The organism is Bradyrhizobium sp. CCH5-F6 (genome assembly GCF_001556045.1).
GTDB lineage: Bacteria > Pseudomonadota > Alphaproteobacteria > Rhizobiales > Xanthobacteraceae > Bradyrhizobium.
This window is the reverse complement of record NZ_LSIC01000101.1, coordinates 98,193-110,432: the sequence shown is the minus strand read 5'-3', so window position 1 is coordinate 110,432 and position 12,240 is coordinate 98,193. Positions and strand designations below refer to the sequence as shown.

Annotated in this window: 13 protein-coding genes and 1 pseudogene; 1 reads left to right on the top strand and 13 read right to left on the bottom strand. The window is 62.9% G+C overall.

Translation table 11 applies throughout. The features are described from left to right. Nucleotides 1-35: 35 nt before the first annotated feature. Nucleotides 36-428: a c-type cytochrome gene (locus AX729_RS18455; protein ID WP_061025536.1), complete on the top strand. Its 393-nt coding sequence runs from the start codon at nt 36-38 to the stop codon at nt 426-428. Between the two features lie 129 nt (nt 429-557). On the opposite strand, the gene AX729_RS18450 is transcribed toward AX729_RS18455, so the two are convergent. The 13 genes and pseudogenes from AX729_RS18450 to bchY all read right to left on the bottom strand — a co-directional run bounded on the left by AX729_RS18450 (nt 558) and on the right by bchY (nt 12,220). Further along, complete coding sequence (locus AX729_RS18450) at nt 558-824, bottom strand: hypothetical protein (RefSeq protein ID WP_061025534.1); 267 nt, start codon at nt 822-824, stop codon at nt 558-560. A gap of 41 nt (nt 825-865) precedes the next feature. After that, nucleotides 866-1,354 carry a TspO/MBR family protein gene (locus tag AX729_RS18445; RefSeq protein WP_061025531.1) on the bottom strand — a complete coding sequence of 163 codons (489 nt, stop codon included), beginning with the start codon at nt 1,352-1,354 and terminating at the stop codon, nt 866-868. Continuing rightward, nucleotides 1,354-2,536: pseudogene (locus tag AX729_RS18440) on the bottom strand (geranylgeranyl diphosphate reductase). The gene AX729_RS18445 and the pseudogene AX729_RS18440 overlap by 1 nt, the downstream one beginning before the upstream one ends. Beyond that, nucleotides 2,533-3,888: a BCD family MFS transporter gene (locus AX729_RS18435; protein ID WP_061025530.1), complete on the bottom strand. Its 1,356-nt coding sequence runs from the start codon at nt 3,886-3,888 to the stop codon at nt 2,533-2,535. The pseudogene AX729_RS18440 and the gene AX729_RS18435 overlap by 4 nt, the downstream one beginning before the upstream one ends. Before the next feature lie 2 nt (nt 3,889-3,890). Further along, nucleotides 3,891-4,799 carry a chlorophyll synthase ChlG gene (gene chlG / locus AX729_RS18430; RefSeq protein ID WP_245325255.1) on the bottom strand — a complete coding sequence of 303 codons (909 nt, stop codon included), beginning with the start codon at nt 4,797-4,799 and terminating at the stop codon, nt 3,891-3,893. After that, complete coding sequence (gene ppsR, locus AX729_RS18425) at nt 4,777-6,162, bottom strand: transcriptional regulator PpsR (protein WP_245325254.1); 1,386 nt, start codon at nt 6,160-6,162, stop codon at nt 4,777-4,779. The genes chlG and ppsR overlap by 23 nt, the downstream gene beginning before the upstream one ends. A 243-nt stretch (nt 6,163-6,405) precedes the next feature. After that, nucleotides 6,406-7,329 (bottom strand): photosynthetic reaction center subunit M, encoded by a 924-nt coding sequence (gene pufM, locus AX729_RS18420; protein ID WP_061025526.1) that lies wholly within the window; start codon nt 7,327-7,329, stop codon nt 6,406-6,408. 28 nt (nt 7,330-7,357) lie between these two features. Next, nucleotides 7,358-8,194: a photosynthetic reaction center subunit L gene (gene pufL / locus AX729_RS18415; RefSeq protein ID WP_061025524.1), complete on the bottom strand. Its 837-nt coding sequence runs from the start codon at nt 8,192-8,194 to the stop codon at nt 7,358-7,360. A gap of 118 nt (nt 8,195-8,312) precedes the next feature. Further along, on the bottom strand, nt 8,313-8,504 hold the full coding sequence (gene pufA / locus AX729_RS18410; RefSeq protein ID WP_015684467.1) for a light-harvesting antenna LH1, alpha subunit: 192 nt from the start codon (nt 8,502-8,504) through the stop codon (nt 8,313-8,315). Between the two features lie 12 nt (nt 8,505-8,516). Continuing rightward, nucleotides 8,517-8,735 carry a light-harvesting antenna LH1, beta subunit gene (gene pufB / locus AX729_RS18405; protein ID WP_021076708.1) on the bottom strand — a complete coding sequence of 73 codons (219 nt, stop codon included), beginning with the start codon at nt 8,733-8,735 and terminating at the stop codon, nt 8,517-8,519. A gap of 118 nt (nt 8,736-8,853) precedes the next feature. Next, nucleotides 8,854-9,162, bottom strand: coding sequence for a hypothetical protein (locus AX729_RS18400; RefSeq protein WP_245325253.1), 309 nt, complete (start codon nt 9,160-9,162; stop codon nt 8,854-8,856). A 2-nt stretch (nt 9,163-9,164) separates the two neighbouring features. After that, nucleotides 9,165-10,616 (bottom strand): chlorophyllide a reductase subunit Z, encoded by a 1,452-nt coding sequence (gene bchZ / locus AX729_RS18395; RefSeq protein ID WP_061025522.1) that lies wholly within the window; start codon nt 10,614-10,616, stop codon nt 9,165-9,167. Further along, on the bottom strand, nt 10,616-12,220 hold the full coding sequence (gene bchY / locus AX729_RS18390) for a chlorophyllide a reductase subunit Y (protein WP_082770468.1): 1,605 nt from the start codon (nt 12,218-12,220) through the stop codon (nt 10,616-10,618). The genes bchZ and bchY overlap by 1 nt, the downstream gene beginning before the upstream one ends. Nucleotides 12,221-12,240: the final 20 nt, after the last annotated feature.

Sequence of the window (12,240 nt, the reverse complement as noted above, 5' to 3'; positions counted from 1 at the left end):
TGAAATTCGAAGTTTTTGCTTTTGCTGCGGCAGCCATGGTCTTTTCAGGCAGCGCGGCCTTCGCACAGGATGCGGCCAAAGGCGAGCAGGTTTTCAAGCAGTGCATGACCTGCCACCGCATCGGGCCGGATGCCAAGAACCTGGTTGGTCCGGCCTTGACCGGCGTCATCGGCCGCCAGTCGGGAACGGCGCCAGGCTTCGCCTATTCGGCGCTCAACAAGGCCGCCGGCGAGAACGGACTGGTCTGGTCCGACGACCTGATCTTCCAGTATCTGTCCGATCCGAACGCATTCCTGAAGAAATTCCTGACCGAAAAGGGCAAAGCGGATCTGGCGACCGGTTCGACGAAGATGGCGTTCAAGCTTACCGACGAGCAGCAGCGCAAGGACGTCATCGCCTACCTCAACAAATTCTCCGAAAAGAAATAGTCAGCCGCCGCAGGACCGGCGCGGTGGCTAGAGCATTTTCGAGCGAAGTGGGCACCGGTTCGCGTCAAGAAAACGCGTCAAAACAAGAAGCTAGAGCCGCGCTCCGATTCCATTGGAACGGGAACGGCTCTAGTTGCGCCACCGCCGGGCGACGTCTGTCAGATGCGCGAGACCGGCGGCCGCGAGGAAGAGACTTGCCAACATCCAGCCGCTGCCGGCAAGGGTCGCGCGTAGCGCAAGCAGAAGAAATGCACCGGCGCATAGATTGGGTAACAGGTCGCGTGGCGCAATGCCCCGCCGGGTACGAGACCAATAGACGAACAAGACCGCAGCCTCGACAACGACCACGGCGAGAATGAGATCGACGAGGTGTCCACTCGCGAACAGGTCAGCCATGCCGCAAGATCACATGGAGGGCCGGTCCAGGCAACCGTTCCTCACGCAAACGGTGCGTTGAGGCGGACGACCGTGAGGTTGAGAAATGCGGCGAACGACACCCACAACAAATAGGGCACCAGATAGAGGCTTGCGGGCCTGGCGAAGCGCCAGAACACGATGATCGGCAACAGGATCGAGAGCCACAGGAACGCCACCTCGATCAACGCCCAATCCGGACGCTTCAGAGCGAAGAACAGCGTGCTCCACGACACATTGAGAAATCCGTTCAGGGCGAACAGCGCGATGACCCATTCCCGTTGCGCACGGCTCTCGGCGCTGCGCCAGGCGTCAACCGCCGAGGCGGTCGCCAGCGCAAAGATCAAGGTCCAGGCGGGGCCGAACAGCCAGTCCGGCGGCTGCCATGAGGGTTTCAGCAGACTCTGGTACCAGACCCCGGTGTCGGTCAGCGTGCCGCCGAGCACCGCGATGAAGATCGCGACCGAAGCTGCGATCAGGACGGGCTTCCAGAAACTGCCGCGGGTGGCCATTACGCCGATGCCAGTCCTGCCATGTGGGCAAGATTCTTGAAGAAGATGCGCACATGAGCGACCGGCTTGGCGCGAACCAGTTCCTTGTTCATATAGGCATCCCACGTCAGCTTCTGGACGTCGCGGTCGCGGCAGATGCTGACGAAGCGCTCGCGGCGACGATCGTTGGAGTACCAGTACCACTGCATCACGCCGAGAATCCAGAACACGACACCGTGCAACCGCATGAAGCGCTTTCGCGCATTGCGCAGGGCCTTGGCGCTCCCGGTCTCCAGAAACTCGTCGACCGCCTCCGCCGACAAGCGTCCGCCGATCATCGCGTAGTAAATCCCCTCGCCTGACGCGGGGGCAACGACGCCCGCCGCATCGCCGGCGAGCAGCACACTGTGCCCATCGTCCCACCGCGGCAGCGGATGCAGCGGGATCGGGGCGCCTTCGCGGCGAATGGTCTCGGACGCCCCAAGCCCCGCGGCATCGCGCAGGCCGCCCACGGACTCCCGCAATGAAAATCCCTTGCAGGCGGAGCCTGTGCCGACGCTGACCGTGTCGCCATGCGGGAAGACCCAGCCGTAGAAGTCGGGAGACACGCTGCCGCGGTAGTAGACGTCGCAACGTGTGCCATCGAAGCTGGACACCGCCGGCGGCGCGCGAACGATCTCATGATAGGCAAACACATAAGGCAGCCGATCCGCGCCGGGAAGACATTGTCGTGCAACGGCCGACAATGCGCCATCGGCGCCGATCAACGCGCGGGCCCGAACCGAGCTTTCCACCATCGTCCCGTCGGCGGCACGTTTTTCATAATGGACGACGGTCGTCCCGGACTCGTCGCGTTCGAAACGCTTGAACAACCCGGTTCGCCGCTTCGCGCCGGCCTCCGCGGCACGTGTCCGCAACCATTCGTCGAACATTTCGCGGTCGACCATGCCGACGAAGCCCCCGTCGATGGGCATGTCGACCTGCTGGTCCGACGGCGACACCATCCGGGCGGAATTGACGCGTGCGACCAGCAGATGATCGGGAATATCGAAATCACGGATCAGCCCCGCCGCAAGGCTTGATGCGACCGGCACGGTCGAGCAACAACACACTCCGCCCGAGCCTGGCGAGATCGTGTGCTGCCGTCGCCCCGGACGGTCCTCCGCCGACAACCACGACATCGAAGATCTCCGAACTGGTCATGACCGCGCTCCCTCTGCGATAGCAACCGGAAACTTATCGGGCACGCGTTGCTGCATCGCGTCCTTTGCCGGCGGGCGATGAACCCAAACGGCCATGACGGCGGCAGCGACGAACAGGCCTGCCTCCGATGCGAACACCGCAGAATAGGACAACGCCGGCGACGTCAGGACGTAGCGCGCGACGTCGCTGGCCAGCGTGCCCAGGAATCCGCCGATCCCGAACGCGAACGCCTGCGCCGCGCCCCACAGGCCCATCCGGACTCCCTCGCGCTTCTCGCCGCCTGCTCCGACCAGCGCCATCATCGAGCCGATCGCGGCCACCGCATAGGCCCCGTTGGTGACGCCGAGCATGAACACGGTCTCACGCAACGGCCAGGACGATCCAACGACCGCCGCTACCGCCAAGCACGACAGCGCGATCGCCGAAGCGATGCACCCGCCAATGGTCCAGATATGAAGGTTGCCGCGAGACCGCGGATAGACGGCGCCGATCAACGGCACCAATGCCATGCCGATCAACGTTCCCGCATGCTGGACACCCGAGAGCTTCGTCGTTTCGCCGGGCGTGAAGCCAAACACCGCGCCGGCGAACGGCTCGAGGATCAGATCCTGCGCGCTATAGGCCAGCATCGAAACGAAGACGAAGATCGCGAACCGCCGCGATTTTGATTCGGTCCATACTTCCATGAAAGCTTCGCGAAAGGACGCCTGACGCGTCGGCGAACTCAAAACCGGCGGGACGCGGGCGACGGAACTTCCCTCGACACCCCATACGCCGACGACGGTGAGAACCATCGCCGCCGCGGATACCGATCCCGAGACAATGATCAGTCGCACTGGCGAGAAGGGATCGAGCCAATGGCCGGCAACACCAGTGGTCACGATGAAGCCGGCGATCATCATCACCCAGACGATGGTCGCCGCCGCCGCGCGACGGTTGTCGTCGGTGCGCTTGGCGAGCAGCACCAGCAACGACGTACCGGCGGCGCCGACACCCGCGCCGATCAGGCAAAAGGCAACAACCGCAAGCGCGATGCCAAACAACGGATGCGTCGTCATCCACGCCGTCGCGACCGAGGCCGTCAAGCCGCCGGTTGCGAGCACCGCCATGCCGCCGACGATCCACGGCGTCCGCCGGGCGCCGATATCGGAACCATGGCCCCATGCCGGCCGGAAAACCTGAAGCGCATAGTGAATGGCAACGAGCGCCCCCGGCAGGATCGCGGGCATCGCCAGCTCGACCACCATGACCCTGTTGAGCGTCGAGGTCGTCAGGACCACGACCGCACCGAGGCCGGTCTGAACCAGGCCCAGCCTGACGATGCCTAACCATGAAAGAACCGGCTTGTTCATGATCAGCTCACTTTCAGTGCTGCCAGCGCGAAGGCGCTGATGAGCATACCAACGACATAGCAACTGATCCCGGTACCGTTGTACCAAGGCGCGCGCTCGCGCGGGCTTTTCAGGAAATGGACCATCAGAAACAACTGCGCGAGCACCAACGCAGCAACTGCCGCCGCATAAAATGGCCGCTGCCATGCCAGCAACAGCGCCACGACAGCAACCTGCGGCACCGCCATCACCAGACAGGCAAAGCGCGCAGCATTGCCGACGCCGAGCAGCACAGGGAGCGAATCGATCCCCATCCGCTTGTCGCCCTCGACGGACTTGAAGTCGTTGAGGGTCATGATGCCGTGGGCGCCGATGCTGTAGAGCAGCGCGATCAAAACGACACGCCAATCGGGCGCGGATGCGCTCATCACAGCGGCCCCGGTGAACCAGGGTAGACCTTCGTAGCAAAGTCCGCACGCGGCGTTACCCCACCAGCCGTTCTGCTTGAGGCGGATCGGCGGTGCGCTGTAGGCCCAGGCCAGCACGAGACCGACGATTGCAGCAGCAAAGCCCCAGGTGCCGAGCGTGGTCGCAAGCAACAACGAGAGGGCCGTCCACACGATCGCGATATAGAGACCCCAGCGGCCGGGAATACGTCCCGACGGAATCGGCCGGTCCGGCTCGTTGATGGCATCGACATGCCGGTCATACCAGTCGTTCACGGCCTGGCTGGTGCCGCAGACCATGGGTCCCGCCAGCAGCACGCCGGCGATGATCATCGGCCAACGCTGGCCCGGCGAAACGCCCGATGACACGATCCCGCATCCCAAGGCCCACATCGGCGGAAACCAGGTGATCGGCTTCAGCAGTTCGAGAATGACCGATGGCGCGGGATGACTGACAACGGCACTAGTCATCTTCGGCCTCCCCATCACCCGCGTGCTCGGCAAGCCCGAAGCGCCGGAGCTTGACATATAGGCTTTGACGGCTGAGCCCGAGCATCTCCGCAGCGGATGCGCGGTTGTCGCCGGTCAATTCCAGCGCAGCCTCGATGGAGAGCTTTTCGATGACGTCGGTGGCCTCGCGTACGAGATCGCGAAGCGGCACACGGCCGATCCGTTCGGTGAGTTGGGCGACAGAGCGCGGGAGCTCGCGGGCCGAGGACGGCGATGCCGAAAGACGCTTCTCGACATTGCGGATCGCGAAACCGAAACCCTGCTTGCGGTCGTCCTGGATCAGAGATACGGCCGAGACCTCAACATCCGTCGTCGCGCCATGCTCACCGCGCAGCGAAGTCGAGAACAGCTTGATCGAACCGGTCTGGCGAAGATTGGCGAAAGCCACCGCAAAGTCGACGCCGGCGCGGCCGAGCCAGCGATCCAGTGATTCGCCGCGCGACTGCTCCGCGCTGCCGAGCTGCGCCATCTCCGTGAATGCCGGGTTCACCTTGACGATGCGGCCGTCGTGCCCGGTGATGACCAACGCGTCGGGCGCGGCTTCGAAATACTCCAGCAAGCCCGATGCTGCCTTCGTCGCGCCGGCTTGCGGCGGCACCTGCTGCGACGACAGACGGACCAGAAACAAGGTCGCGTTCTCCTGCCGGAACTGGGACACGGCGACACGGCACTCGCGGTCTCCCTTCGCAAGCCGGGCACGAACATTGCCGTCACGACCGGTGGCGCGAACGCTCGACAGAAGGGTTTGGACCGGCTCGGCATCCGCCGCATTGAAATGTGAGGAAAGATTCGATTTCAGAACCTGCGGCGCGCTCTCGTCGAGCAGTGCCAGCGCCGCCGGATTGACCTCAAGAATGGCATTGTTGGACGCATCAACGATCATGACAGCTTCCGACGAGACCTGAAATAGCAAACGATAGCGTGTTTCGGCGTGGCGCAACCGGACATAGTCGCGCTCCATCGATTGCTGGGCGTTGACGAGCCGCTGTTGCATCGCCGCGAGCGGCCGCAGGTCGCGACCGACAACGACAAAGCGATCGTTGCGTCCGATGTTGACTGCCGAATACAGCACGGGAATATCCACGCCTCCGGGCGACGGATGGTTCACCTGACGCCAGATCGACAGTTTTCGGCTCATCGCATCCTGGAGCAGTTCCCTGGCCTTCGAACTGGTTTCCGAGGTGACGACTTCGGCGAGCTTCGAACCGAGCCAGCGGCCATGGGCGTCGAGCTCGAGCGAAAGGTCTTCCTTGTTGAAGGCAACGTCCCGAATCACTCCCTCGCCGTCGATGATCACAGCGACGTCGCTGGCCACCGCGATCAGGTTCGCGAGCGGCAATGCGCCGAGATTCCCCAGCGACTCCTTCGGAGATTTGAACACCTGAACCAGGGCAAATATCCTCCAACAACCCGTGATCTCTCACCTAGCGTTCCTCGAACCCGTTTTTGTTGACGCACGAAGCCCGTATTGGGCCGTACGCCGCCGCGTCGTCTCGGACAGCCGAGCCGGGAAGACGATGAAAGCGCACGCGCGTCGCAGCGGCATGTTGCAATCCGGCGCGCGTCCAAAACCTCATGTGAATTATCGCGGCGGCGCTAGACCGTGCTTGACGCCCCAGTCGAACCAATTGTCGACGACGGTGCCGGAGAGCAGGATCCCGATGCCGCCCGTCAGCGGACAAAGCACGGCAAACCACCAGGCCCAGCGATGGATCGACTCGGCCGTCGCGTTGAAGCCCATGGTCCAGCGCCAGAACAGGGCCGCCCGCTCCAGCGCCGTGCCGCGGTCGACGATCTGCTCGATCTCGCGCTCGCCGCCGTAACGGCTGACCGCGAGGATCGTCGCACCGTGCATGGCGAACAGCAGGGCCGAGCCGTACAGGAACGCGATCGAGAGCATATGGAACGGATTGTAGAAGAGGTTACCGTGCGTGATCGAGAAATTGTTGGTCCAGTCGAGATGCGGGAATATCCCGAAGGGAACGGCTTCGCTGAACTGCCCCATCAGCAGCGGCCGGATGAAGCCAAGCACCAGATAGAGCCAGATCGCGGATGCGAAGGCCCACGACACGTGCGTACCCATGCCGAGCGCCCGCGCTCGCCGATATGTTCGTCCCCACCACAACAGGATCGAGGTGGTCAGGAAGAAGCCGGCCATCAACCACCACCCACCTTCCTGCAACGGCGGAAAGCTGATGCCGTATTCGGGCTTCGGCGGTTCCAGCGAAAGCCAGGGCAGTTGCCTGACGAATTCGATTGGGCTCCAGTTCACCGACGCCAGCATGTTGAGGCCGATGATCTCGATCGCAACGATGCCGCAGGCGATGGAGGCAAGTCCGAGAAATCCGAGATAGACCGGGCCGACCTGGGCGTCGCCGATCTTTCCGAGCCAGTAGCTGAACCGGCCCTCGCTGGAACGAACCCATATTCCGGGTTGGATCGGAATTCCGGGGTAGATGGTGCTGCGCACCTGCACCTGCGTGAAGAAGTTCTGATATTGGGCCATGGCTCAGGACTCTCTCTGACGACCGAAATTAGTTGGATGACCAGATCGGAAGATTGCGCCACCAGTTCCACCACTCCGACCAGGCCTGGCCTTCCGACCATAATGGTCCGCTGATCACGATGCAGACCGCGCTGAAGAACACCGCGGATAGCGCGATGAACAGTCCGAGGCGATGGATGCCGATGGTGCCGACCGAATAGCCGATCAGATCCCGGAACATCGTGTTCTCGTGCTCGGGCGTCTTGACCGGTTCACCCTTGTCAGGATTGGTCGACGACAGGATGAGGCCGCCGTGCAGCGCCAGCGCCAGGCACGTCGTGAAGAAGAACGTGATGGCGATCATATGCGCGGGGTTGTAATGAAAGTTGCCGTACTGGTAGCCGGTGTTGGACACCCAATCGAGATGAGTGATGATGCCGTAGGGGAAACCGTAGCTCCAGGATCCCATCAGCACTGGCCGGATCACCACCAGGCTGAAATAGGCGAAGATCGCGAAGCCGAAGGCGAACGGCACATGGTAGCCGATCCCGAGCTTGCGACAGATCTCGACCTCGCGTAGCGCCCAGGAAACGAAGGCGCCGAGTGCGCAGACCGTGACGATCTGCCAGATGCCGCCTTCCTGCAGCGGAGCGAAAGACAAGCCGTACTTGACGTCCGGCGGGTTCACGCTGATCTGCCAGAGATTCCACGTTGGGCCGAGCGCGGTGCTCCAGAGGATCATCGCGATGCCGACGAACGAGAAGAACACCGTCGTGACCCCGAAGAACCCGACGTAGAACGGGCCGACCCAGAAGTCGAACAGGTCGCCGCCGACGAGCGTTCCGCCGCGAACGCGGTATTTTCTTTCAAAGCTGAGCATAGCCATCGATCGTTCCTCCGCCTGCGAAAACCAGCGTAGCCATCATCGTGGTCGCTACCGGAAGCGGACGAGACGGGTCGCTCGATCCTGCCTCGTCCGTTCCGGTACGCAGTTCGTCATGCCATCAGGACGGCATGCTTGGTGGTGTGTACGGCAGAGTGATCTCTGACGTCTTCGCCTTGCGGGGCCCGTCCAACCAGTTGAACCGGTCGGTCGAGAGCAGGATGAAGTGGATCACGATCGCCAGTCCGAACAGGAACGTGAAGAGCGCGACCAAGGCACGGCGCGGATCGAACAGAAGCCAAATTCGCCACATGGTTGCCTCCCTTTATGTCAGGTACGAAAGAGCGACGCTGGCGACGTGCTGGATGCTATCCAGCGCCGTCGTCTTGTAGCCGCCCGGGCCGGGCAACCAGGGACGCCACATCCAGGCGAGGATATGGGCAACCACCGCGACAGCCGTGAAGAGCAGGAAGCTCGTCATGAATATCGAATGGAATTCCTTGGCTTCGGCTTCGGATAGCCCCGATAAGGAACCGTCCTTCATTTGGTATCCTCCTAGTGATGGCCTTACGGCCGTTCGCCGCCCGAGCGTGGGCGACAGCGAATGCCGGACCTTTCGATACGGCGCTTATCCACCCGGCGACCGCCGGACGGAATCCCGGTCACAAGCCCATGAACGACGACGTCACGATCGTGCCCGCAGCAGTGCGGGCCTCCGTGAAGATCGACTCGCGATTCCTTGATTGATCGAATGCCGCCCGTTTGCGCCAGGGGATCAGCCGTGCGACCACAGCCCGGAACAGAAAGGCCATGTAGCACGCGCCGAACATCACCCGCGTTTCGACTGACTTGTTCGCGCCCTGTGTCCTCGGTCGATCGCCATAAGCATAGTCGGACATCGAAATCACCTCCCGATTGCGGCCTTGCACGTGCGGATGAGGAATCACCGGAAACAGGCCGGCCTTGACCATTCTCATGCTGGCGCTCCACTGATCAGCGCCGTGCGCGCTCTGGTCACGAAATCCGTGGTGACGCGCGCCTCGCCTGCCTGGCGGGCGCCGCTCTCGGCGGCATCGCGCAGGCGCTTGGCTGCCGAGATTCGCACCAGCACCGGATGGGCCTCCAGCACCTCGTCGAGCAACGCCTTGGCTTCGTCGCTCCAGGGAATTTCCTCGTGCAGCCGGGCCGGCGTCGGATCGACACGATCGAGATCGGCCGCGAGCGGCAAGATGTTGAACAGCGCGTCGAACAGCGCGTTGCAGACTTCCTGAACGAGATAAGTGGCGCCGGAATAACCCATGAACGGCGTGCCGGTGTGACGGCGGATCACCGCGCCCGGAAACGACGCCGGCACATAGATCGCCCGGCCACCAGCCTCGGCCAGGTACATGCGTTCGTTGTAGCTACCGAACAGGATCAGCGGCGGCTTCTCGCGCACCGCAGATCGTACGGCATCGTTATCCGGCTTGACGCCGGCCTTGCGCGCAAAGGAGAAGGTGCATGGCAGGCCCATTTCCGTCTCCAGGAAGTTTCTGACGCCGCGCGCATAAGTCTCGTTGGCGACGATGGCGAAGCTGGCTGTGCCGAGGAAATCCTGGGTCACCGACCGCCAGAGATCCCACAGCGGCTTGATGGTGGTGTGCTTCTCGCGCGCGATGAACGGCTCGGGGTCTAGGCCAAGCAGTTCGCCGAGTTTGCGCAGGAACTTGGTGGTGGAGTGCAGGCCGATCGGCGCCTGCAGATAGGGCCGCTCCAGCGCCTCGCACAGCATCCGGCCGAACTCGCGGTACATGCAGACGTTGACGTCCGCATTCACCAGCTTCGGAATGTCGGAGAGGTGGCTGCCGAGCGGGAACACCATATTGACGTCGGCGCCGATGCCCTCGATCAGCCGGCGGATCTCCGCGAGGTCGGACGGCATATTGAAGGTGCCGTAGATCGGGCCGATGATATTGACGCGCGGTTTGACACCCTCAACGCGCGGCTTGCGCTCGGGAATCTTCTTGACGCCATATTCTTTCCAGAGCCAGACGATGGCGCGATCGGCGCTCTGCCACTGATCCTCGTCGATGGTGCGCGGCAGGAAGCGCTTGATGTTGGTCCCTTCCGGCGTCACGCCGCCGCCGATCATCTCGGCGATAGAACCCGTGACCACCACTGCCGGCAGATAGGGATCGAGCACACGGTGCGCGCGCTTCATCGCACCTTCGGTGCCGGTCTGACCGAGTTCTTCCTCGCCGAGGCCCGTTACCACGATCGGTAGCTCATGCGGCGGCAACGCATCAGTATAGTGCAGCACCGAAGTGACCGGCAGATTCTCACAGCCGACCGGACCATCGATGATGACCTGCATGCCCTTCACTGCGGTAAAGGCATAGACCGCGCCCCAATAACCGCCCGCGCGATCATGGTCGAGGACCAGCATCAGATCATCTCCTCGGCTTTGCGCTTCCTGGCCTGGGCTTCGATCTGCTTCTTGTGCTTCTCCCGGAAAGCCACGTTTTCAATCGGCGTGTCTTCCCAGACGCCGGCAGCGTGGCCTTCGCCGACATCGCCGAAGAATTCCTTCATCTCGTCGAAACGGCTTTGATTGGCGAGCGCGGCATTGACGACCTGCGCCAGAGAGCCGGCACCGGCGACGCCGAACAACGGCCGCGCCGAAATCAGATTGGTGAAATACAGCGCCGGGATGGCGAGCTGCTTTGCCTTCTGGACGATAGGCGTCGTGCCGATGGCCAGATCGGGCTTGAACTCGCCGACTGCGGCCAGATCCATCTCCAGCGATGCGCGGTACTGAATCCGCGTGCCCCTGGCCTCCAGCCATTCCCGATCGGCGTCTGACCATTGCGTCCTTGGGCAGGCTGTGCCGACATAGGGCACGCGAGCGCCGCTCTCGATGAGCAGCCGCGCGACGAGCAGTTCTGAACCTTCGTAGCCAGAGACCGTAATGCGCGCGTCGATCGGTTTTGCGGCCAACGCCGCCTTGATCATCGGCAGGAAACGATTCTTGGCGGCGTCTATTCTCTCGCGCGCGACGTTGCAGGCCGCGCCGATGGATTCGAGCCAAGCTTCGGTGCCGTCGTGGCCGACCGGCGCGGAGCCAACGATCTTGCGGCCGGCCAGTTCGAACTGGCGGAAGCTCGCCGTGTAGAACGGATGGATCGCGGCAATGACGGAGCCATCCAGCGCGGCATAGAGTTCGCGCCACTCCCGCGTCGGCACCACCGGACCGGCCGCAAGACCAAGCGGCTCCAGCATCATGCCGATGCCGACGGGATCCGCGGGAAACATTTCGCCGACCAGGGTAACTGTCGGCCGTTCGCTCTTGCCGCCGCGCGGCGCCTGAACCGGCCCCTGCTCCACTTCCTTGCGGGCATATTCCAGCATCGCCGCTGCCAGTACATCCTTGGCCTCGGCATGGGTCGGCACACCAAAGCCCGGTACGTCGATGCCAATGATGCGCACGCCGTTGATTTCGTCCGGCAACAGATCGAGCGGAACGCCGGACGCCGTCGGTACGCAGAGATTGGTGATGATGATGGTGTCGTACAGCGCGGGATCGGCGAGCTTGAAGACGGCTTCGCGGATGTCCTCGAACAGCTTGCCGGTGACCAATGTCTCCGAATTGAAGGGAACGTAGCCAACCGTGCGTCGCGCACCGTAGAAATGTGAAGTGAAGGTCAGCCCATAGACGCAACAAGCCGAGCCCGACAGGATCGTCGCGGTGCGCCGCATCCGCAGGCCGACTCGGAGCGAACCGAACGCCGGGCACATGCTTTGCGGCTGGTCATGCGGACCCTTGGGATAGTCGACGGCATAACGATCGAGAATGTCGCTCTTTCCCGCAACACTGGCGGCGGCCTTGAGCTCATCAGCACCGGCATGACAGCCCAGGCCGTCGCTCTTGGTCGCCGCGGCGTGGATCGTGGGCACAGCGGCGGCATCCGTCGCAACTGCGTCGACCTCGACGGGATCGTTCACGACGGATTCGGCTATCGCGCCTGCGTATCGCGGCAGAATGACGTTCATGTTGCTCTCCGCATCATGCT